This window comes from Pontibacter chinhatensis (assembly GCF_900113285.1).
GTDB classification, from domain to species: domain Bacteria; phylum Bacteroidota; class Bacteroidia; order Cytophagales; family Hymenobacteraceae; genus Pontibacter; species Pontibacter chinhatensis.
The window spans coordinates 1-22,587 of record NZ_FOOT01000006.1 but is presented as its reverse complement, the minus strand read 5'-3'; the positions used below and the strand labels follow the sequence as shown (position 1 = coordinate 22,587).

General features: G+C 52.3%; 16 protein-coding genes. 13 read left to right on the top strand and 3 right to left on the bottom strand.

Features of this window, described 5'->3' with window-relative positions:
- Positions 1 to 45: 45 nt before the first annotated feature.
- The 5 genes from BM040_RS16535 (at position 46) to BM040_RS16510 (ending at position 5,764) form a co-directional block, all read left to right on the top strand.
- Positions 46 to 1,686 carry a chemotaxis protein CheA gene (locus tag BM040_RS16535; RefSeq protein WP_092103870.1) on the top strand — a complete coding sequence of 547 codons (1,641 nt, stop codon included), beginning with the start codon at positions 46 to 48 and terminating at the stop codon, positions 1,684 to 1,686.
- A 34-nt stretch (positions 1,687 to 1,720) separates the two neighbouring features.
- The gene (locus tag BM040_RS16530) at positions 1,721 to 2,368 is read left to right on the top strand and encodes a chemotaxis protein CheC (protein ID WP_245756269.1); all 648 of its coding nucleotides are present in this window, start codon (positions 1,721 to 1,723) and stop codon (positions 2,366 to 2,368) included.
- Between the two features lie 507 nt (positions 2,369 to 2,875).
- A complete protein-coding gene (speE, locus tag BM040_RS16520; protein WP_092103866.1) occupies positions 2,876 to 4,210 on the top strand; it encodes a polyamine aminopropyltransferase in 1,335 nt (444 codons plus the stop codon).
- The gene (locus BM040_RS16515; protein WP_092103864.1) at positions 4,200 to 5,270 is read left to right on the top strand and encodes an agmatinase family protein; all 1,071 of its coding nucleotides are present in this window, start codon (positions 4,200 to 4,202) and stop codon (positions 5,268 to 5,270) included. Before speE ends, BM040_RS16515 begins: the two co-directional genes overlap by 11 nt.
- Positions 5,271 to 5,431: 161 nt before the next feature.
- A complete protein-coding gene (locus tag BM040_RS16510; RefSeq protein WP_092103862.1) occupies positions 5,432 to 5,764 on the top strand; it encodes a phage holin family protein in 333 nt (110 codons plus the stop codon).
- A gap of 78 nt (positions 5,765 to 5,842) precedes the next feature.
- On the opposite strand, the gene BM040_RS16505 is transcribed toward BM040_RS16510, so the two are convergent.
- Positions 5,843 to 6,178 carry a four-helix bundle copper-binding protein gene (locus BM040_RS16505; protein ID WP_092103859.1) on the bottom strand — a complete coding sequence of 112 codons (336 nt, stop codon included), beginning with the start codon at positions 6,176 to 6,178 and terminating at the stop codon, positions 5,843 to 5,845.
- Between the two features lie 173 nt (positions 6,179 to 6,351).
- Between BM040_RS16505 and recQ the strand changes: the two genes are divergently transcribed.
- The gene (recQ, locus tag BM040_RS16500) at positions 6,352 to 8,484 is read left to right on the top strand and encodes a DNA helicase RecQ (RefSeq protein WP_092104304.1); all 2,133 of its coding nucleotides are present in this window, start codon (positions 6,352 to 6,354) and stop codon (positions 8,482 to 8,484) included.
- Between the two features lie 845 nt (positions 8,485 to 9,329).
- On the opposite strand, the gene BM040_RS16495 is transcribed toward recQ, so the two are convergent.
- A complete protein-coding gene (locus BM040_RS16495) occupies positions 9,330 to 10,886 on the bottom strand; it encodes a S8 family serine peptidase (protein WP_245756268.1) in 1,557 nt (518 codons plus the stop codon).
- Positions 10,887 to 11,468: 582 nt separating this feature from the next.
- Here BM040_RS16495 and BM040_RS16490 point away from each other — a divergent pair.
- Both BM040_RS16490 and BM040_RS16485 read left to right on the top strand, forming a co-directional pair.
- Entirely contained in the window at positions 11,469 to 12,224 is a 756-nt protein-coding gene (locus tag BM040_RS16490) for a helix-turn-helix domain-containing protein (RefSeq protein WP_317040190.1), read from the top strand.
- Between the two features lie 168 nt (positions 12,225 to 12,392).
- Complete coding sequence (locus tag BM040_RS16485) at positions 12,393 to 13,112, top strand: pirin family protein (RefSeq protein ID WP_092104299.1); 720 nt, start codon at positions 12,393 to 12,395, stop codon at positions 13,110 to 13,112.
- Between the two features lie 117 nt (positions 13,113 to 13,229).
- Here BM040_RS16485 and BM040_RS16480 read toward each other — a convergent pair whose 3' ends face one another.
- Positions 13,230 to 15,635, bottom strand: coding sequence for an ABC transporter permease (locus tag BM040_RS16480; RefSeq protein WP_092103855.1), 2,406 nt, complete (start codon positions 15,633 to 15,635; stop codon positions 13,230 to 13,232).
- 275 nt (positions 15,636 to 15,910) lie between these two features.
- Between BM040_RS16480 and BM040_RS16475 the strand changes: the two genes are divergently transcribed.
- The 5 genes from BM040_RS16475 to BM040_RS16450 all read left to right on the top strand — a co-directional run bounded on the left by BM040_RS16475 (position 15,911) and on the right by BM040_RS16450 (position 21,757).
- On the top strand, positions 15,911 to 17,296 hold the full coding sequence (locus BM040_RS16475; protein ID WP_092103852.1) for a sigma-54-dependent transcriptional regulator: 1,386 nt from the start codon (positions 15,911 to 15,913) through the stop codon (positions 17,294 to 17,296).
- Entirely contained in the window at positions 17,286 to 18,641 is a 1,356-nt protein-coding gene (locus BM040_RS16470) for a sensor histidine kinase (protein ID WP_092103850.1), read from the top strand. Before BM040_RS16475 ends, BM040_RS16470 begins: the two co-directional genes overlap by 11 nt.
- A 696-nt stretch (positions 18,642 to 19,337) precedes the next feature.
- The gene (locus BM040_RS16460) at positions 19,338 to 19,787 is read left to right on the top strand and encodes an OsmC family protein (RefSeq protein WP_092103846.1); all 450 of its coding nucleotides are present in this window, start codon (positions 19,338 to 19,340) and stop codon (positions 19,785 to 19,787) included.
- A gap of 146 nt (positions 19,788 to 19,933) precedes the next feature.
- Positions 19,934 to 21,223 (top strand): type IX secretion system plug protein, encoded by a 1,290-nt coding sequence (locus BM040_RS16455; RefSeq protein WP_245756267.1) that lies wholly within the window; start codon positions 19,934 to 19,936, stop codon positions 21,221 to 21,223.
- A 66-nt stretch (positions 21,224 to 21,289) separates the two neighbouring features.
- A complete protein-coding gene (locus BM040_RS16450) occupies positions 21,290 to 21,757 on the top strand; it encodes a DUF4265 domain-containing protein (RefSeq protein ID WP_092103842.1) in 468 nt (155 codons plus the stop codon).
- The last annotated feature ends 830 nt before the right edge of the window (positions 21,758 to 22,587 follow it).

The following is a 22,587-nucleotide window of genomic DNA, read 5'->3' as shown; positions in this document are numbered from 1 at the left end:
GGCTGTTTATGGCGGGAGGTCGTGTCAGTACGACTGACGTTACGTATGAAATCGAGAGAACAGGAGTATAAAGAAATATTTATTGCCGAGGCCCTGGAGTACTTTGATGCTCTGAACAGGCATATCAGCATACTGGAGAAAGAGCCGGAAAGCGACGAGACGCTTGCCGAGATATTCCGTTTGCTGCATAACCTCAAGGCGAACTCCAAGGCAATTGGATACCTTCAGATCTCCGATGTTTCTCATAAACTAGAGACGGCCTTCAGCCTTATTCGCAACAAGGAATTGTCCTTCAGCGATGAGGTGGTAAAGGTGCTGTTTGATGGCGTGGACCTGCTAGGCGAGCTAATCCATAACGTGGACAACCCGAACTACGGGGAGCCTGATCCGCTTTTGCTTCGCAACCTCGATATCATTGTGGAGAACCTCTCCGACAGTACCATCGAGCTGGCCAAAGTGCAGCGGTACAACACGTCAAAAAACCTGGCGCTGTCAGAGCTCATCTATATCCAGATCCGAAAGCTGGACCATATGATGAACCTGGTGGGCGAGCTGATGATAGACCGCGACCGGATTCTTTCCATCAGCAGGGAGCTGAACAGCGATGAGCTTAAGAGCGTGAGCTCGCACTTGTACCGTATTACGGAAGAGCTGCAGTACAGTGTGATGGACGCCCGCCTTGTAAACATAGGGTCGCTCTTTAATAAATTTCCGCGCATAGTGCGCGATGTGGCCGCCGCAGAAGGAAAGCAGGTGAACCTGGTGCTGGAAGGGCATAACATCCAGATTGACAGGAACATCCTGCAGATAATGGCAGACTCGCTGCTGCACCTGGTGCGGAACGCCATCACGCATGGCTTAGAGAAACCCGAGGAGCGCCAGGCAGCAGGCAAGGACGCGACAGGGCAGTTGAGGCTGGCAGCGCAAAGCGATCGGGAGAACGTGCTGCTCCGGCTGATAGACGATGGCCGGGGAATAGACCTGAACGTGGTGCGGCGCACGGCCGTTGAGAAGCAGCTCGTTTCGGCGGATACTGCACGGACCATGGCTGAGCACGAGTTGCTCTCGCTGCTCTTCGAGCCGGGTTTCTCCACGGCAAAGGAGGTGACCGAGTTTTCGGGCCGGGGTGTGGGGCTCGATGTGGTGAAGAATGCGATCGACTCGATTGGCGGACGTATCAGTGTCAGCTCCGTAAAGGGTTCGGGTACCACTTTCAGTATGCAGCTGCCGACCTCTATTGCTGTAAAAGGAGCGCTGCTGTTTGAGGTCGATAGTATTTACTTCGCCATCCCGCTCATACACACAGAGCAGGTAGTGTCGCTGGATAAGGACGAGCTGCATGAGGTAGGGGGAGTGCTGATTGCCGACCTGAAAGGGGAGACGGTAACGGTGGTGTACCTAAACGAGTTGCTGAATGCCCCGGAGCAGGAAATGAGGCTGGGGGATAAGACGAGGTTAAACGGGCAGGTACAGAATATCATTATCGTATCTTACAACAACAGAAAGCTCGGATTGATTGTAGACAAATTATACAGGCAACAGGATATAGTAGTAAAGCCGCTGAGCAAGCCGCTGGAACAGATTGATATTTACGGGGGCGTGACACTGCTGGGCACCGGCAAAGTATGCCTGGTGCTGGATGTGCCGGCCATTACCCGTTATTTTACACAAAGAAGGCAGATTTGAGGCGATGGGTAAATCAAGTACAAACGAGATAACTATGATGATGGAAGCTCATATTTCAGAGTTGGAGAGAGATATTATCAAAGAGATACTCAACATTGGGTTGGCCAGGGCAGCCGATTCTTTTGCGGCTATTGCAAAAGACAAAGTGCTCCTGAAAGTGCCGGATCTCAAATTGATCGAAATCAAAGAGCTTCTCAGCTTGGTCTCGGAGTATGAGAGTACCCACGTGATCATTCAGTCTGACATTAAAGGCGATTTTAACGGCGCTACCCTGATGCTCTTCTCCGATAATCACATTGCGCGGCTCACACAGGTTTGCCTAGGCGACGACAGTGGCTATAAGGGAGAGCTGTCGGTGATGCAGGAATCGCTGCTGCTGGAGATCAGCAACATTATTACCGGAGCCCTGGTGACGCAGATGGCCAATATCCTGAAGGCCAACATTTACGGTTCCCCGCCTAAAGCGCCCAAAGGATACATTGCCGACTCTCTGAAGGATATACTGGTGCAGCACCCGCTGTTTCAGCCGCTTGTGTTTACGGTCATCACCCGTTTTACCCACAACTACAAAAGCGTGGAGCTGCCCCTGCTGCTGTTCTTCGACTCTAAGACATTCCTGAATATCATCGATATCATCCGGTCGTTTGAGCTGGGTAAGAACAATCTGCTGGACACCGAGTAAGTTTATTTGCAGTAGTCTGCGTTTTTAGAGAAAGTATAAGTATAAAGTATAGACAGCCGTGGATTTATACTTTAAAGTATGATAGCGGCCTTGCCGCGGCTAGGCAAAAATAAATACTTGCCGTTTTCCCCGGTGCTTGGACGGAAGTTCCAAGTATAAATTGCCTCAGGTAACAGAGCAAAAGCTATCTGGTGCTCTCCATACTTTTTACTTGCCCTAACGCCTTCTACCTGAGTATCAGCTGTCCCTCTCAATTCTGGGTATACTTTTAAAGTATAGTTTAAGGCGCTTGGCTTTATCGTCCCGGCCATCTCACCCGCCATGCGCTTTCCCCGCGCTGCCCAACTGAAACAGAAGTAGAAGCCAGCCTGCGGCGGCTTTCAGGAAATTATTAACCCTCTGGGAAACAATAAAGTATACCTTGATGCTGGCCTTTTACCTTTGATTATAGAGCCAGATTTCGTTTTTTTGCCCACTTTTCATTTTTTAAACCTTCTATACTTATTGATGAACGCTTTAGGCAGACACATTCTAGTTGAGTTTTACGATTGCTCCCCGGAACTGATGAACGATGTGGTTCACATCGAAAACAGCATGGTTGCCGCCGCTGAAACGGCAGGCGCCACTGTCATCAACAGCACGTTTCACCATTTCTCGCCTTACGGAGTGTCGGGTGTGGTGGTGATTCAGGAAAGCCACCTGGCCATCCATACCTGGCCGGAGTATGGCTACGCCGCTGTAGACCTTTTTACCTGTGGCGATTCTGTAGATCCTTGGGTGTCTTACAATTACCTGAAAGAAGCCTTCGAGGCAGGGCATGGTTCCTCTATGGAGCTGCGCCGTGGCCAACTGAACCTGCTGAAGCGAACTGACTTTAACCTGGAGCAACTGCGTGATGTGTCGGCCAAGCCTCAGGAAGAGCCGGGCACCATTACCCGCGACGTGTGGTTTACCGAGCGTGACGAGAATATTGCCCTGTCGCTGAAGCACACGGGCGACCAGCTCTACAAAAAGGACTCGCCTTACCAGCGCGTGGAGGTGTACGAGACACTGGCCTACGGCAACATGCTGACGCTGGATGGCATGGTGATGTGCACGCAGAAAGATGAATACGTGTATCACGAGATGATCACGCACGTGCCGATGATGAGCCATACCAAGGCCAAGCGTGCCCTGGTGATTGGCGGCGGCGATGGTGGTACGGTGCGCGAACTGCTGCGCTACGAGCAACTGGAGGAGGTGACGCTGGTGGAGATAGACGAGCTGGTGATTGAGGCCTGCAAGCTGCACCTGCCCGAAACGGCCGTTTCGTTCGATAACCCGCGCCTGAACCTGTTGGTGGAAGACGGCATCAAGTATATCAACGAGTGCGAGGATGGCCGCTATGACCTTATCATCGTGGACTCCGCCGACCCGGTTGGCCCGGGAGAGGGCTTGTTTACAGCCGAATTCTACAGCCAGGTACACCGCTGCCTGACACCGGACGGTGTGATGATCACGCAGTCGGAGTCGCCGCGCTTTAACAGTGCCGTGTTTGTGGAAATCTACGATACCTACAAGAAGATTTTCGGACAGGACAAGGTACACTGCTACCTGGCAGCCATCCCGACTTACCCAACCGGAACCTGGAGCTTCTCTTACTCGTCTAAGGGTAGTTCCAACCCGCTTCAGTTCGATAGGGAGGCGGCAGCCAGGTTCTCTAAAGCGCAGGGCCTGAAATATTATAACGAAGAAATACATGCAGCTGCCTTTGCACTGCCTAACTTTGTAAAGGAACTGCTTGTCAGCGGTTCCCAGGAAGCAATTGAAGCATACTCAGCTGAACCCACAAATGAACAGTAAAGAACAGAAAATTCAGAACTTCGACCCGAACGGTGTCGGCGACATCCACGGGGGACTTTTCGGACTGCCCTTTACGATAGAGGAGTCGGAGGTAGTGATTATCCCGGTGCCTTGGGAGGTAACCGTATCCTATAGTGCTGGTACGGCGCAGGGGCCGCAGGCCATCAAAGATGCCTCTCCGCAGCTCGACCTCTATGAACCAAGTATAAAAGACGCCTGGAAGCTGGGTGTGGCCATGGAAGAGATTTCCGAAATATGGGCTGCCACCAGCGAGGCCCTTCGCGACAAGGCGGAGGCTTACATCAACTGGCTGGAGGCCGGAAGCCCTGAGGTAGGAGCTTCAGAGTTTGAGAACCTGCCTGCCGAGGTGACGGCCAAAGGGGAGGAGCTGCTGGGCTGGCTGAAGCAAAAGGCGCTCGGCTACCTGGACCAGGGTAAACTGGTAGGCGTGCTGGGCGGTGACCACAGCACCCCGCTGGGACTGATGCACGCGCTGGCTGAGAAGCACGAGGAATTCGGTATACTTCAGGTAGATGCCCACGCCGACCTGCGCGACGCCTACGAAGGCTTTGCGTATTCGCATGCCTCCATCATGTTCAATGCCCTTAAGCTGCCGCAGGTGAAGAAGCTGGTGCAGGTAGGTATCCGCGATATTTGCCAGGCAGAGTCGGAACTGGCCGAGCAGTCCAACGGCCGCGTGACCATTTTCTACGACGCCACACTGAAGGAGAACATGTATGCTGGCGAGAGCTGGAAGAAAGAGTGCAAGAAGATCATCGCGCAGCTGCCGCAGAAAGTATACATCAGCTTCGACATCGACGGACTTGACCCGAAACTCTGCCCTGGCACGGGCACGCCGGTTCCGGGCGGTTTGGAGTTTGAGCAGGCTGTGTACCTGATCAAGCAGCTGGTAAAATCGGGCAGGGAGATCATCGGCTTCGACCTGTGTGAGGTAGGCCCCGGCGAAAGCGAGTGGAACGGCAACGTAGGAGCCCGCATGCTCATGAGGCTGATCAACTGGATGGCGGTGTCGCAGCAACGCCTGGAGGCACAGTTTTAAAGTATAGCTAAGTATAGATTTATACTTACAGGAAAGCCCGCAGCTGTTGCGGGCTTTCTTTTTATACACCGGCCCTGGCCATACTTTATACTTTGCGCTGCGTATGTATAGCGCAGCAACTATAACATGCTTTTACTATATTTCGTCCAAAAAATAAAACTATGGGATTTATACTTAAACTTATTCTAACGGGCGTGGCAGCCATGATAGCAGCCTATGTGTTGCCCGGCGTGTCAATAGACGGCTTTCTCACCGCGCTGATACTGGCACTGGTGCTGGCGGTACTGGATGCCATTGTGCGGCCTGTCCTTGTTTTCCTTACCATCCCGGTAACCATACTTACCCTGGGGCTTTTTCTGCTGGTCATCAACGCTGTTATCATACTTCTGGCGGACTGGCTGGTGGCAGGCTTCGATGTGGCGGGCTTTTTCTGGGCGCTTATCTTTAGTTTGGTGCTCTCCATTGTCTCTGCCATACTGGATATGATCTTCTGAGGCAGCGGAAGCCTAATAGATAAAGCAAAAGCGGCGGTTCATTCTCATGGGCCGCCGCTTTTGCATGTATAAGTAAAATTACTTTTGCTGCATCCACTGCTCGCAGGCGTCGGCGCACTCGCGGCAGGCGTCGGCGCACTTCTGGCAATGGTCGTGCTGGTGCTTGCGGCACTCTTCCTCACAAAGGCGGCAAATTTCGATGCACTCCTTCATCACGTGCTTGGCGTGGGGCGAGTTGCGCGCCACAAAGCGGGCGGTCAGGGCGCAGATGTCGGCGCAGTCGCGATCGAGCATGATGCAGCGCACCATCATTTTTACATCGTCTTCCTGCAGGCACATAGTAGCGCAAGTCTCGCAAGCGGTGATGCATTTTATCAGCACGTGCTCCAAGTTGTTGGTTATCTCTGATTTCATAGCTTATAATTTATATTAGTTATCCTGTTAAACCTACGCAGCAGGAGGGGCATGGTTCTTAGTTTGTTGAAAGCCGGCCGGAGGTTCGTAATTGCGCAGGCGATTGGTTATCTTTGAAAGATAAAACATGGCAGGTGCAGCCAGAATGCGCTGCCACTGTGAGGAATAAGGGAATGGTTACGATCAGGGAGGCGCGCGAGGCCTTAAAATTATACTTTGGATACGAGCAGTTCCGGCCCATGCAGGAGCAGATCATCGACGGTGTGCTGCAGGGGCGGGATGTGGTGGTACTGATGCCGACCGGCGGCGGTAAATCCGTCTGCTACCAGGTGCCGGCGGTGGTGCAGCCGGGCATGTGCGTGGTGGTGTCGCCGCTGATTGCCCTGATGAAGGACCAGGTGGAGGCGCTGCTGGCCAACGGTATTCCGGCAGCGTACATCAACAGTTCCCAAAACGCCGAGCAGCAGTATGCGATCGAAAACCAGTGCCTGGAGGGCAAGCTGAAATTGCTCTACGTGTCGCCGGAGAAGTTGCTTTCGTCTGGTTTCCTGGCTTTTCTGCGCCGGGTACGGATTTCTCTTTTTGCCGTGGACGAGGCGCACTGTATCTCTTCCTGGGGCCACGATTTCCGGCCGGAGTACACGCAACTGAAGGCGCTCAAGCAGCATTTTCCGGACACGCCGGTTATCGCCCTTACCGCTACCGCCGACAGGCTCACGCAGAAGGATATTCAGGAGCAGCTTTACCTGCGCAACCCGCAAGTATACGTAGCCTCCTTCGACCGGCCCAACATCAACCTGATGGTAAAGCCCGGCCGCGATCGCTTTAACAGAATCACCGATTTTCTCTCCCGCAAGCCGAACCAGCCCGGCATTATCTACTGCCTGAGCCGGAAGGCCACCGAAAGTCTGGCCGATAAACTCAAGCGCAGCGGTTTTAACGCCACTTTCTACCATGCCGGCATGTCGGCTAACCAGCGGGCCAAGGCCCAGGAGGATTTCCTGAACGACGACGTGCAGATTGTGTGCGCCACCATCGCCTTCGGTATGGGTATCGACAAATCCAATGTGCGCTGGGTTATCCACTACAACCTGCCCAAAAACATCGAGGGGTATTACCAGGAAATCGGCCGTGCCGGGCGCGATGGGACTAAATCTGATGCCTTGCTTTTCTATAGTTATGCCGATGTGCAGAACCTGCGCACCATGCTGCAGGATAACCAGAACGAGGCGCAAACAGAACTGCAACTGGTAAAGCTGGAGCGCATGCAGCAGTTCGCGGAGGCCGCCGCCTGCCGTCGCCGCATCCTGCTGCAGTATTTTGGCGAAAGTATGGAGAAGGACTGCGGCAACTGCGACATCTGCCGAAATCCGCCCACCCGCTTCGATGGGACCGTGATAGCGCAGAAAGCCTTGTCGGCCATTGCCCGCACGCAGGAGCAGGCGAATATGGGTTTGCTGGTGGATGTGCTGCGTGGGGCCCGAAATGCCCAGGTGCTGCAAGCTGGATTCGACAAGGTGAAAACCTACGGTGCCGGTCGGGACATCAGCACCCTCGACTGGAACCGCTACCTGCACCAGATGCTGAACGAAGGGCTGATTGAAATGGCCTACGACCAGGGCTATACTTTAAAGCTGACTGAGCAGAGTCGTCAGGTACTGTTTGAGGGCAGGAAAGTACAGCTTGTTAAGTTTGAGGATGTGAAGCAGGAGGAGCCGGCCGTTAAAGCCCGTCCGAAGCGCGAGCTGATCAAGGATGCTCTCTTCGAGAAACTGCGCGCGCTCCGCAAGAGCCTGGCCGATGAGTATGGCGTGCCGCCTTACGTGGTGTTCACCGATACCACCCTGCAGGAAATGGCTGCCGAACGTCCCACGAACAAGATTGCCATGCTGGCCATTTCGGGCGTGGGCGCCCAGAAATATGAGCGCTACGGAGATGCCTTCATCACCGAGATCATCGATTTTATAAACGAGGAGCAGAATAAGGGCAATAAGATGAAGGGGGCCACCCACCTGGCTACGCTGGAGTTGTTGCAGCAGGGCCTGAGCATCGAGGAGATTGCCAAAATGCGCAGCCTGAACCCCGTAACGGTTTTCTCGCACCTGGCCACCCTCTACGAGCAAGGCTACGACGTGGATCTCTCCAAGTACGTGAGCAACGCAGAGTATAAAGTTATCGCCAAAGCCATCGCTAAATTTGGAGTTGATGCCAAGCTAAAGGACCTTTTTGAAGCTTTGGGAGAAGCATATGCCTATTATAAGATCAGGCTCTCGGTTTCGATTTACAAGAAGCAGAATAGTTGGTAAGGATGCTGTTAAGCGTAGGGTGCGAATTACGATAAGTTGAATTTGTGAGCCGTATGGCTTGCAAATTCATGCTTTATACTTTGGCTATACTTTTATACTTTCCTGGCACAGGCGTCTGCTTGTGTCTTTGTTAGCTACAGCTCTTCTTCCACTTGAACCAAGCTATTCTTACTAGCTACCGTTCATCCTCCAGATTTAAATGAGCTATTGTTGCACCTCTAGCTTTGGAGCTCTCAAGCCCGAGAGGGCTCGCCTTCGGGCATCGCGCGGTGTTCCCTCCTTGCCTCGCTCGCGCTCAGCATGCCCTTGACGGGCACCGGATCTCACAAGGCGCTCAACCCAAAGGCTGGGATAGGTTCGATAGCCACGGCCATTGCTGTCATCTCGACCTTTGGGAGAGATCTCTTTATGATTTAATACAGTTCTCTCGCGCAGCTCGAGATGACAAGAATGTAGCAAGTATAAATTCCCCTCCTCTGGACTAGCCGAAACGGGAGTTTTGAGCTAGCGAGCGGAGTTCTAAGGGGTGGGTATATACCTAGTAGGGACAGGTCGCGACCTGTCCGCCCAAGAACTGAGACAATAGAACTTATACTTCAGCCAAAGCAATTACAGGCTCCCCGCCTTAGACTACCGAGAACGGGAGTTCGAAGGTAGCGAGCGCAGCTCTGAGGGGCAGGGATGGTTGGACCCGGTTAAAGCAGGAATATCCTCTCCTTTGATAAATAAAAACAGAAGGTGGTTTACACTTTGAGAGTCATCCTGAATCATATTCACAACTAAAAATAAATCATCCGGGCCGCCTATACTTAGGCGGCCCGGATGATTTATACTTTTGCTGCTCTTTATTTTAAAGAAGCAATCGGATCCGGAGTACTGTCTTTGTCGCCGGTGATGTAGCCTTGGCTGAGCACCTCGCCACGGAGAGCAAGTATACCTGCCACGTGAGGCGCGGCCATAGAGGTACCGTAGTGGCCACCAGAGAAACTGCCGTTTCTAGTGGTGGTTGTCACGTTAACACCCGGGGCTGCAAAGTCTACGCTGGCGCCGAAGTTAGAGGAAGCCCACATTTTGTGATAGCTATCCATGGCCGAAACAGTATAAACACCAGGGGCATCAACACGGGCTGGCGAAGAACCGGCGCAGTCCACGTTGCTGTTGCCGGCTGCAATGGCGAAAAGAATACCATTAGCTGCAGCAGTTTTCACGGCATTGTCCAGGGTAGAGGAGATGCCGCTGCCCAGGCTCATGTTTACCACATCACCCGGCTTGCCGTTTCTGTTTACATAGTTTACCGCTGAGATAGCCCTTGAAACAGTGCCGGCGCCGGCGTCGTCAAATACGCGCAGGGCAACGATAGTGGCGTTAGCCGCCACGCCCAGCATGCCTGAGCCGTTGTTTTTTGCCGCGATAATGCCTGCCACTGAGGTGCCGTGGCCATAGCCATCCTCTATAGACTCGTTTCCATAGATAAAGGAGAAGCTTCTGGCAATATCCACGTTCAGGTCCGGGTGGTCGGTGTCGATACCGGAGTCAATTACCCAGATAGTTTTGCCTGTGCCGTCACCGTAGCCAGTACGCTCGATGTTCCACGGAATGGTTTCACCGGCGAGCGGGGTGATGGCGCTATAAGCAGGGGCAGGATTGGTTGGAGCAGGCTCAACCGGAGCTGGGTCTGTAGGAGTAGGCTCGGCTGGGGCCGGATCAGTCGGAGTTGGCTCAGATGGAGCTGGTTCTACAGGAGCCGGCTCTGATGGGGCCGGTTCAGATGGAGCGGGTTCGGTTGGGGCTGGCTCAGTCGGTGCCGGCTCAGTAGGAGCAGGTTCAGTAGTACCGCCGCCTTTTCCGTTTCCTTTGCCATTACCTTTTCCAGTAACATCGCCATTGCCTTTCCCGTTGCCGCCGTCTATTTTAGAGGAGCCAACAGCGTTGTTCCGCTCTCTGCCGTTTCCTTTTTCAGTTATCTCAGACTTTTCTGACCACTTTGGGGCAAGGGCAATGATACGGTCTTGCTCTACATAGGCTACTTCCGGGTTATTACGCAATGCTGCTAACTGTCCGGGAGTAAGGCGGGCTGCAAAGCCGTTCACCACGCCTTCATATACTTGCTGCACCTCTTTGCTCTCAATTTTGGAGGCTGTTAACACGCGGTCGCGCTTCATGGCGGCTTCTGTTTTGCTCACCTTAAAGTCCTGGCCATTGCTCGTGTTAAAGGTGTTGCCGTTTTTCAGCACCACAATGTACTGACCTTCAATCGCCTGGCCGTCCTGAGCAGAGAACGATGCCTGAGGCTGGGTGAATTGGTTTTCCATCAGTTCGTCTTTCTGACAGCCTGACAGAGTCATAATGGAGGCCAGGGCAGCAAAAGCCACTGTGCGACCGGGGGTAATCATACGAATCATAGCTAAAAGTTGAGTAATAGGGTTGTAAATGGTTTTTTGAGTTTAAAGTGCAATAAATACCACACCGAAACCTGGGTAAACTTTAAAAAGTTCACTTTTAGGTCCGTATTAAGTGTAAATTTTAATGGTGTGGCTTTGTATAGTTATATACAGGGTATAAGGAGCAGACCCACATGCGGATGTGGGGAATGTTGTGCCGAAAAATCAAAGTGTATTGGATTTTTCTGTACTATCGTCGGAGGGTTATTGGATGTAGAGTTGTTTCAAATAGAATTTCTGTTTTTGCTGTGCCTTATAATTGTGCTATAAAATTCTGCTATTAAAAGCAATTCTCAAAGTATAAGTACATTATTGCTATAACATAAAGTTGCACTATAGAAACAATTTTCAATATTCTTAGAAACGTAAAATTTATTCTGTTATTTGGATTATACGATTTTCGTATAAACTTAGTATTTCTGCTAATAAAGTTAGTATTATTGCTAATTATTTATTAGTTTTACACGCGAGCGGCTAAAAATTGGCTGACCGAAGTATAATTAAGGAGCTACTATGCAGTTGGTTACATTAAACATTAGACACTTGCGCAAGCAGGCAGGCTATACGCAGGCACAACTTGCCGAGAAGCTGGATATTAAGCGCTCCCTGGTGGGTGCTTATGAGGAGGGAAGGGCAGAGCCGAAACTGAGTACGCTGGTGAATGTGGCCAGGCTGTTCGATGTATCGCTCGATGACCTGATAACCCGCGACCTGGTACACGAGGCCCCATCGGCTTCAGAAAATACTGCTGCCCGTGCCAATGGCGGCAGCCTTCGTGTGTTGGCTATCACCGTGGACGAGCAGGAAAACGAGAACATTGAGTTAGTGCCCTACAAGGCCAGCGCCGGTTACCTCAATGGCTATGCCGATGCAGAGTTCATAGAGGAGCTTCCGCGTTTCCGTTTGCCGATGCTCGGTACCGGCGGTACTTACCGTGCCTTTGAGATTAATGGCGACTCGATGCTGCCGATTGCTTCAGGGACTGTTATCGTGGGCCGGTTTATTGAGGACTGGAGCCAGATAAAAGACGGCACCCCGTGTATCATCGTGAGCCAGAAGGAGGGCGTAGTGTTTAAGCGCATCTTTAACAAACTGAAAGATGCCTCCGTGCTTCGCCTGCACTCCGATAACCCGGTATACTCGCCTTATGAGGTACATGTCGGTGATGTGGTGGAGATATGGGAGGCCAAGTCCTACATCAGTTCCACATTCCCTATTGCAGACCTGTCCCTCGACAAGCTTTCGAGCATTGTGCTGGACCTGCAGAAAGAGATGCAGAAACTGAAGAAGGCAGAGTAAGTACTAACGTCTTTTTATGGAAGCCTGATGCAGCCATGGGTGCTGTATCAGGCTTTTTTGTTGCCCTGCCTGCCATTAGCTAACAAGAAATCAACGGTATCCGTAAAGCCTAAGCAAACAGGGCGCGGCCTGCGGCCTGTAACGTTGTGCATCTTAGAAAAACCAACTATGATAAAACTGATACCTGCTGCTGAGCATCATCATGCTAAAATAGGAGACTGGCTGGAGTCGTACTATCTTTTCTCCTTCGCCGATTACTATGACCCCGCCAACGTGCAGTTCGGTCCGCTGCGTGTCTTCAACCACGACCGCATAACCGGGCAAAACGGATTTCCGCTGCACCCGCATGCCGAAATGGAGGTTGTAACCATTGTACTGAATGGTGAGCTGACCCACAAGGATAGCCTTAGCAACGATATTACCCTGAAAGCAGGGGATGTGCAGCGCATGACCTCAGGCACCGGCTTCTCCCATTCCGAGTCCAACAACTCCGACAAAAACACAGAGCTGCTGCAGCTGTGGTTCCTGCCCAACAAAAAGGGTCTCGCCCCGGCCTACGAGAGCATGTCTCTTGATTTTCTGGATGCCAAAAACAAACTGGTGCCGCTCGTAACAGGTCAGAAAGTGCTCGAAAACGTGGTGTACCTCAACTCTAACTCCACAGTATATTATGGGCATGTAGGGCGCGGGGAAAGCATCGATTTTAAAACATTCAAAATCCGGAAGGCACTGGTGTATGTGCTGACTGGGGGAATGCTGGTTAATAACGTGGAAGCCGAAACCGGGGACCAGGTGCGGCTTGAGAGCCAGGATATTATCAGCCTGCACGGCAGCGCCGAGGCCACATTTATACTGGTAGATGTGCCGGCCACTGAGGTGAATTACTGATTTATACTTTACCTTATACTGATAGGAAAAGCCGGCGCCACCTGAGGAGGGTGGCGCCGGCTTTTATACTTTACATTTATACTTCAGCCAAAGTATAAAGGCTGTAGCTGATACTTTCTACTCACTTTTCAGAGATATCACCGGATTCGCCAAGGCCGCCTGCACGGCTTTAGCACCCATGGTTAGCAGCGCAATAAAGAGCGTCGCCAGGCCAGCCAGCACAAAAGGCCAGTACTCTATACTTACGCGGTAGGTAAAGTCCTGCAGCCAGAGGCTGATAATGTAGTAGGCAATGGGTGCAGCCAGCACGAAGGCTATCGCTACTAGCTTGATGAACTCCTTGGAGAAAAGGATGGCAATATTGAAGATGGAGGCACCAAGCACCTTCCGGATGCCCACCTCTTTGGTACGCTGCGCGGCCATGAAGGCCACTAATCCATACAGGCCAAGGCAACCGATAAAGATGGCGATGAAAGAGAAGATCTTGAACAGCTTGCTCTGGCGCGCCTCTTCCTGGTAAAAGTTAGCGATTGTCTCGTCCAAAAACTCGTAGCTGAACACATCATCCGGATAGGCCATGTTCCATACTTTCTCCAGGTGCTCTATCGCCTCCTGCTTCTGGCTCATGTCAATTTTGGCGTTCATGAACAGGTATTCATCCGGCCCGGTGAACATGATAGTCGGGTCGATAGGGGCATGCAGCGAATTCTGATGGAAATCTTCCACCACTCCAACTATCGGAGCTTTGTAATCCCGGCCGACCCGTATTGTTTTGCCTATGGCTGCTGCAGGGCTCTCAATGCCAAGTCTGCGGCGCATGGTTTCGTTGATGAGCACGGCTAACGAGTCAGAGTTGGAATAGGCGCGTCCGGCGGCCAGCTTGATGTCGTACAGCTTCAGGTAGTGCTCGTCCGCAAACTTCAGGTTTGCCTCAAAAGTGGCGTCCTCGCTGGAGTTATTGTAGGCAAAGTTAGAGCCCCAGGTAAAGTTGGATGAAGGCGGGGCACCCGAAAAGCTTACACCAAGTACGGCGGGGTTGGTGAGGAACTTCTCATATAGGGGCTGTATCTTTTTGCCTGCCTGGTTTGGTAGCAGCACCGTTACAATGGCCTCTTTCGTGAAGCCAAGGGGTTTGCTTCGGAAGTAGTCCATCTGCTCGTTTACAAGTATGGTACAGATAATGAGCACCTGGCAGATGGTGAACTGCAGTACCACCAGCGCCTGCCGGATGGGCAGGCCAGCTACCTGCTGCGTGTTAATCCGGCTCTTGAGCGCGGCGATAGGCTGGAAATTGGAAAGTATGATGGCAGGGTAAAGGCCGGCAAACAGAGTCACCAGCAGCACCTCCACTACCAGGAACAACAGGATGGCCGGATCAGAGAAAATACTGAACGAGATCTCCAGCTCCAGCAGGCTGTTGAGGTAGGGCAGCGACAGCTCAGTAAGTATAACCGAGCAGAACGTAGCCAGCAGCGTGATCAGGAAGGTCTCGCCGATAAACTGCAGCACCAGCTGGTTTTTGCTGCTGCCCAGCACCTTTCTCACGCCCACCTCCTTGGCGCGCTTCACGGCCTGTGCGGTGGCCAGGTTAATGAAGTTGATGCAGGCCACCATCACCAGGAATATCCCTACCAGCGCCATCGACCAGATAATCTCCTTGGCGATAGTGCGCTGCCCGAAATTGCCTAAATCCGTGTTAAAGTGCAGGTCGTTCAGGGGTTGTAGCTCATAGCTTTCTTTCCCTCTTCTGTCTTTCTCCCGGTGTCTGTTAACGAAGGCTGATATCTCCGCTGACTTTGCTTCAGGAGAAACGCCTTCCGGCAGCAATACATACAGCTGAAAATTACTTGTCAGCATGTTATAGGTGGTCATGTCGAACTTGGTGTAGTTCTTAATGGTAGGGTAGGAGATAAGCATGGTGAAGGGGAAGTCGGAGTTAGAGGGCGGATCGGGAATAACGGCCGTCACCTTCAGCGTCACGATGTTGTTGAAGCGGATCATTTTTCCAACAGCGCCCCCCTCCGGAAAATACTTGTCGGCGGTACTTTGGGTAAGCACCACGTTGTTCGGCTCCGCCAAGCCGGGCCGCGGGTCTGTCTCTCCCGTCTCAAAGCCAAAGATGTCGAAGTAGTACGGCTCTACGAAGGCAATCGGTTTGTCTTCCAGAAACCGCTTCGGAGCGTCACCTTTGTCGCTGATAACGTTAATCTGGGCCGACTCCTCGCCATAGACAATGGTCGTCTTTTCCATACCCAGGTTGTCATTGCTTCGTAGCAGCTCGGGGATAGGGAACCGGGTACCGATATGGTGTTGCGCTTCGTCGCCCGCATTGTATACGGTGGTGAGGCGGTAGATGCGATCGGCCTTGGAGTGGAAGGTGTCGTAACTAAGTTCATACTTTATCACCAGAAAAAGCAGGATACTGCAGGTAATGCCCAAGGTAAGCCCCGCAATATTGAGCAGGCTGTAGCTCTTGTTGCGCATTAGCGAACGCAGGGCCGTGAGGAAATACATCTTTATCATAGTTCTACTGTTTGAGGTAGGCATCTTGTTCCTCTACACCAAATGCCAAGAGCTGTGCCAAAGCCTTAAAAGGGCACTACAGGCTGGCAGGCGTAAGTATAGGCTTTCTGCTATGTCCACTGCCGGACACTTTCTGTCCATCACCGGACAACCTGATTCATACTTTATGCGCTAATTTGCCTATATTAGATGAATGTAAAACTGGCATAGTATTTTTATACCAGGTAGAAGTATAGCGTTGCTCCATCACATAATCAAGCATTCAAAACAAAACTATGGAAGAACAAAATCTGGGGCGCATCCTGGTGATTGATGATAACGAGGACGTGCTGTTCTCGGCCAAAATGCTGCTGCGGCGACACGCCAAAGAAGTGGTGATGGAGAAGAACCCCAAAAAAATCCCGTTCCTGCTTTCTAACGAAGACTTCGACCTCATCCTGCTCGACATGAACTTCAGCCAGGATATTACGAGCGGACAGGAAGGGTTTTACTGGCTTAAGGAGATCCTCAAGTACGACCCTTCGGCGGTGGTGGTGATGATTACTGCTTTCGGTGATGTGGAGATGGCGGTGCGGGCCCTGAAAGAGGGTGCCACCGATTTTGTGCTGAAGCCCTGGCAGAATGAGAAACTGATAGCCACGCTGTCGGCCGCTGCCAGACTGCGCAACTCGTACCGGGAAGTAAACCAGCTGAAAGAGGTAAACCGCGCGCTCAACACCCAGCTGAACACAGGCAGAAACATCATACAAGGGGAGAGCCGGGCCGTGCGTCAGTTGTTCACCATTATCGATAAAGTAGCCAGAACAGATGCCGACATCCTTTTGCTTGGTGAGAACGGAACTGGGAAGGAGGTGATCGCCCGCACCATACACGATCGTTCCTCTAGGGCCGATAAGGTGTTTGTAACCGTGGACATGGGCGCTATCACCGAGTCGCTTTTTGAGAGTGAGCTCTTTGGCCACAAAAAAGGCGCCTTTACCGATGCCAAGGAAGACCGCGTCGGAAGGATAGAGGCGGCCAACGGCGGCACATTGTTCCTGGATGAAATCGGAAACCTGTCGCCGGCCATGCAGGCCAAGCTGCTCACGGTGCTGCAACGGCGCGAAGTCATCCGGGTTGGCACCAACCGACCCATCCCGGTTAATGTGCGCCTGATTTGTGCCACCAACATGCCCCTGAAAGAGATGGTGCAGCGGGGCGAGTTCCGTCAGGACTTGTTGTACCGCATTAACACTGTGGAGCTGCACCTGCCGCCCCTGCGCGAGCGCCTGGAGGACATCCCGCTTTTTGCCGATCATTTTTTGCAGGAGTATGCCCATAAGTATAAACAGCCCGTTAAGCGCCTCGGAGAGTCGGCCCTGACTCGCTTGAGGCGCTACGGCTGGCCTGGCAACGTGCGTGAGTTGCAGCACGCCCTGGAGCGCGCCTCTATCATGAGCGATAACCGCGAATTGCAGGCCGAAGATTTCTTCTTCCTGTCGGAGGAAGGGCCTGCCGCTGCACCTGCTGTTACCGCCCAAACGCTGGACCTGGACGACCTGGAGCGTGAGGCGGTGCAGCGGGCCCTGCAGAAGCACGACGGCAATATCTCCAAGGCAGCCAAGGAGCTGGGCCTGAGCCGCGGTGCCCTCTATCGTAGATTGGAAAAGTATGAGCTATAGGCACTATAAACTCAAGCTCCTGCTGCGTGTGCTGCTGCTGGCCGTGTCCGTTTTTATACTTGCAAAAATCGAGTTCAGGCAAGAGTATAGCGGCACGCTGGTGGGACTGAGTCTCTTTATACTTTTGCAGGTCTGGTTGCTGATGCGGTACATGGAGCGCACCAACCGGCTGTTCCTGCGCTTTCTCAACTCCATAAAGTATGACGATTTTACGGAGCAGTTTCATGTAGGAGGCGAGGGCAAGACGCAGCGGATGCTGGCGATGCGCCTAAACGAGGTGATGGAAAAGTTTAAGGAAGTGCGGGCAGAGAAGGAGGCGCACCTGCAGTACTTCGAGGTTATCGTGCAGCACATCGGCATTGGCATTATCACCTACAAACCCGACGGGAGTATACTTTTGCTCAATAACGCCGCCAAAAAGCTGCTGCAAGTGGTGCAGCTGCGGCAGGTGCAGGATCTGGAGCAAAGCAGCCCGGTGCTGGGGCAAAAGCTGCTGCAGCTTGAAAGCGGCGAAAAAATGCTCGTGCCCATGCGGCAGCAGAGCGAGCAGGCAAATATATCGGTGCATGTTATCGAGCTGTCGCTGCTTGGCGACAGGGTGCGGCTGGCCTCGCTGCAGAACATCCAGACAGAGTTGGAGGAGAAAGAGATGGAGGCCTGGGGTAAACTGATCCGGGTACTGACGCATGAGATCATGAACTCTGTTACGCCCATCTCGTCGCTCTCGGCCAGCGCCTGCGAGGAAATCCATACTTACACCGATACCGATGCCGAAGAAATTACCCTGCTGCGTGAGGAGCTTGAGGACATCGGGCAGTGCCTGCAAACGATCAGTCGCCGATCCGATGGGCTTATCCGCTTCGTGAACGAGTTTCGTAACCTCACCACCATCTCCAAACCACAAATGAGTCGCTTCGACGTGGGGGAGCTGCTACGGGAGATAAAGCTTTTGCTGCGGGAGCAATTTGCACGCCACCAAGTGGACCTACAGGTGCAGAGTCCGCGCGACAATATGCTCCTCACCGCCGACCGAAGTATGGTGGAGCAGGTGCTGATTAATCTGGTGAAGAATGCCATGGAGGCGGTGCACGAGCAGCCCGACGGGCAGGTACTGCTGCGCGCTGCCCTGGATGAGCGCAGCCGTGTCACCATTGCCGTGGCAGACAATGGGCCAGGTATGACGGAGGAGGCCATGGCCAAAATCTTCATCCCTTTCTTCAGCACTAAAAAAGCCGGATCCGGAATCGGTCTCAGCCTCTCGCGCCAGATGATGCGCCTGCACAAAGGCACTATCTCCGTACAGTCCGAGCTCGGGCAAGGCACTACCTTCCTGCTGCGGTTTTAGAGCGGTTTTCTTGTAAGTAACCCCAGCCCGGCCCTCCCCTAAAAACAGGGGAGGGAGATTAGCAATGCCGCGCCCAACCACCCCTGGCCCCTCCTTAGCCAAGGCGGGGAAGTCTGTCATTACTTTAGCTGAAGTAAAAGCTTCGTAGTTGCTGTTCTAGCGCGGACATGTCGCGACCTGTCCCTACAAAGTATAAACCCACCCCCAGCCCCTCCGAGGAGGGGAGTTATACTTACCACGTTTCCTGTCATCTCGAACGCAGTGAGAGATCTGGCTGGAATTCTAAACAGCTCTCTCCCAAAGGTCGAGATGACAGCAATGGCCGTGGCTATCGAATGCTACCCAGCCTTTGGGTTGAGCGCCTCGAGAGGTTCCGGTGCTGAGCGCAAGCGAGGCATTGCGACGCCAGGAGCAAAGGAAGCGAAAGCAGCGCGATGCCCGAAGGCGAGGCCTCCCGGCCTTGAGGGAGCCAAATTTGAAATGAAACGTTAGGTTGGTGGGAACTAGAGGAGGAACGACGGCTAGAAAGAAAAGCTTGTATCCAGTTGCAGGAAGCCGTGGCTAGGAATGAGTACTAAAGCATTAAGTGCGGGCACGCGCACATTTACTTAGCAGTTATACTTTCAACAGGACTTCCTAAAACCTTTCTACCCCATCACCATATACTTATACAACACAGCACCTAAAGTATACATCATGAGCTTAGAAGAAAGAGAAGGTTTTGTAACTGTTTACACCGAGAGCACCGCCCCTTTGGTAGCACACATCAGCGCGGGAACTGATGCCATGACCATTGATGAGTCCGGGATAGCACAGGGGATAAAAGAAGGTGCTGATCCGTACGACTTTATCCTGGCGGCACTTGGCTCGTGCACTGTTATCACGCTGCACATGTATGCCCAGCGGAAAGGCTGGCCGCTAGAGCGGGCTGAGGTAAGCCTGCGCCACGAGCGCATCCACGCTGACGACTGCCAGCACTGCGAAGAGAAAACCGCCAAGCTAACAAATGTGGTTAAGCACCTGCGCCTCACAGGAAACCTAACAGAAGAGCAGCGCCAGCGGCTGAAAGGGATAGCCGGAAAATGCCCGGTGCAGAAAACGCTGGAGGCGGGAATAGCTGTAGAAACGCACCTGCTGGAGGATTAAGCCCCAAGTATAAATCTAATATAGAATCGCATCTGTTGCAGCAGGCTAGTACTTTTTAGCTATATTCGTTCTGATAACCCTACAGCTATACTTGCAAAGTATGGCCAACCCAAACGAAGATGCTGAAAAGACAATTATATACTTGCTTGATAACCAGTGCACTGGCAGCAGGTGCTACGGCATGCGTGCCTCTGGAGCAGCAGGTGCAAAGTAGTTCTGCCACGCAGCAGGCACAGCTCCGCTACGAGGATTTTATTTATGACGAAAGTATACAGTCGGTGCAAGCCTACGTAGCGACCGGCTTTGAGGAGGAGGTGCTGGAGCCACCGGTAGTCGAGTTAGGCTCCGGCGTTCCGGTTATACTGGAATTCGACAGGCTGAACGCGACGCCTAACCGGCTGGTGGCCAAGCTGATTCACTGCGACGCCAACTGGAAGCCCTCCGGCCTTAACGACTCGCAGTTTCTGAACGACTTTAACGAATTCTTTATCACCGATGCACAGAACTCGGTAAATACGCGCGTAAACTATGTGCACTATACGTTCCGGGTGCCGCGCGTAAAGCTGAGCGGAAATTACCTGTTGCTGGTGCAGGAGGAGGGTGGCAAGCCGCTGCTGACACAGCGCCTGCTGGTGTATCAGAAACTGGTGGCGGTAACCAGCAAGCTGGGCGCTCCGCTTGGCCCCAGAGGCAGGGAAACACGCCAGCCGGTGGAGTTCAATGTGTTCTATGCCGACTATGAAATTGTAAACCCTTCTGCCGAGGTAAAGGCCGTAATGCGCCAGAACTACCGCTGGGACAATGCCAAGCGACTGGCCCGCCCCACCTATGTGCACGATGCGCAGCGCCGCCTGGAGTATGTTTTCTTTGAGCCAAATGAGCTGTTTAAGGGCCTAAGCGAGTTCCGAGCCTTCGATACCCGCAGCCTGAATTTTAAGGGTCTGGGGATAGATAACATTGACCTGCAGCAAAACCCAACCGTCGTATTCCTGCAAACCGACAAAAACCGCAGCGGCCAGGCCTACAGCCAAGACCCGGATATCAACGGCAAGCGCATTTTCGGCAACCGCCAGTACGGCAACGGCGATGTGAACGGCGATTATACCTGGGTGGATTTTGAGCTTCAGGTGACAGAGAAGGTGCCCGGCGAAGTATACCTGCAAGGCGACTTAACAAACTGGCGACAGACTGAGGAGGCCAAATTAACCTTTGACGCGGAGCGACAGGCTTACACCGGCCGTATGCTTCTGAAGCAGGGCTACTACAACTACTACTATACTCTAAAGTCCGGCAGCGGCTCAGCCGACGACAGCTACTTCGAAGGCAGCCACTTCGAAACCGGCAACGACTACGACATCCTCATCTACTACCGCCCACCCGGCTCCCGCGCTGACCTGCTAATCGGGTACGACAGGTTATACTTTAACAGGAAGTAGGTATTACGTACATAGTACAGATAAGCGTAGGTTGACGTATGTCCAGTAGTTATAGCCAATTGTAAAATGACGACACAAGACGACAATTACGTTAAAATATTATTCCGCTTTCATAGCGACATTTTTGACGAAGAAATGGCCGAGACAATGTGGGCGACAATTGTTGACAAGGACAGAGGACTTTATAAGCTTGACAATATTCCATTTTACGCTCCTCTTGTAGCATCGGACGACATTGTATTTGCGGAGTTTGACGAGCAAGAGCAAATGTTGACATATAGAAGGACCGAAAACTATTCTGGCAACTCGACAGTTCAAGTTGTGCTTATGGACAAGTCGCAAAACATTAATTCAATTCGCGACACTTTCGAGAAACTTGGTTGTGTTTCAGAAAAAGTAAATGAAGGATATTTTTCAATGGAAATTCCAGTGTCGGTCGACTACAAACCGGTGAAACTAAAACTTGACGAAATGGAAGCAAAAGAAATAATTGGTTATGCTGAACCATGTTTATCGGACGACCACAGACACTAAAACAACTGGCTATAACACGGGTTTTGCGTCAGGCGGGCTGACGTGCAACCTTGAAGCTTTGTGCTTCTAATGAACTTTAGTAATAAATTGAAACTTTGTGCTCCGAAACCCGCCCGAACGCAAAGCCCGAAAACGTTGGCCGTGATTGGGATTATTTTCAGGTTTTAAAGTGGCGTGTCTTTCAGGCTTTTTAGGGACTGGAGGGCATCAAAGGCCACTAAAGCTCATCAAGGGACAGAAAAAGAGCCAAAGGAAGAAATGGCGTTTCTGACTGGAAGTCTTGCTCGGCGATGCCGGGAGAAAGCCAGGTGCTTTCGGACGGGGCGTCCAGGCAAGACTTTGAGCGGGCGAAGTTAGCGGCGGGAATTGACAAAGTCAAGGGGCTAGCTTCGGCTGAGTGGCTCTTTCTCAGCCGCTTGCAGGCCATAGAGAGGCCAATGATAAGCTAGTTTTTCTTTTGATGGTGGCCTGCCCGGAGCCTGACGCCTGTGGCAACATTGCTAATACCCCGCTATTAACAGTATTGCCGCCGGCTAAAGCGCCACTTAGAATGGAATTTAAAAGGAGAAAATAACCCAACCAGGCAGGTTGTTTTCCCTAAGTAAAAAAAAACACAGTACCGGGAGAAAAAAGGGAAAACAACCTCGACCAACACTGTCTAGATGCCATTGGAGGAAATTTGCTGAGCACAGCGACCCTCCAACGAAACACCATCTAGACTAATCGTTGGGTGGTATTCCCCCCATATTAACTATTGATTTCTCCCGCTAACGTTGCTGCGTATCTATTTTGTATCCCTTGCAAGACCGGTTTCTAATTGACGCTTTAAA